At 75.7% G+C, this 469-nt stretch carries 1 pseudogene; it reads left to right on the forward strand.

Annotation, left to right across the window (positions count from 1 at the left end):
* Positions 1-19: 19 nt before the first annotated feature.
* A pseudogene (locus AB0C16_RS40520) lies at positions 20-469 on the forward strand (hypothetical protein); the annotation flags it as partial.

Raw genomic sequence — 469 nt, forward strand, 5'->3', positions numbered from 1 at the left:
CGACCGTGGAGCTGCTGCCATGACGATCGCCGCACTGGAGTCCCTGTCCTTCGGCCTCGGGCGGATGGCGGAGGCCGCCGCGCGGGCGGGCCACCGGCTGTGCCTGCTGACGGGTGACCGTTCGGTCTACCGGCACGAGTTGGCGGTGCTGCCGCCGGACGCGCTGGACGTCGTGGACGTCGACACGTGGGACCAGGAGGCCGTCCGCCGGGCGCTGGCCGCCGTGCCGGACCTGGCCGGGCTGATCAACACGACGGACACCTGGAGCCTGCCGGCCGCCGGGCTTGCCGCCGAACTCGGGCTTCCGGGGCCGGATCCGGAGGCCGTACGGCTGCTGCGGGACAAGCGCCGGGTCCGGGAGACGCTGCACGCGCACGGGCTGAGCGGGAGTACGGCCGTACCCGTCCCGCCGGGTCCCGAAGGCGCCGGGGAGGTGCTGCGGGCGGTGGGGCTGCCCGCGGTCCTGAAG

Origin of the sequence: Nonomuraea sp. NPDC048916, assembly GCF_040649575.1 — a bacterium.
Lineage (GTDB): Bacteria > Actinomycetota > Actinomycetes > Streptosporangiales > Streptosporangiaceae > Nonomuraea.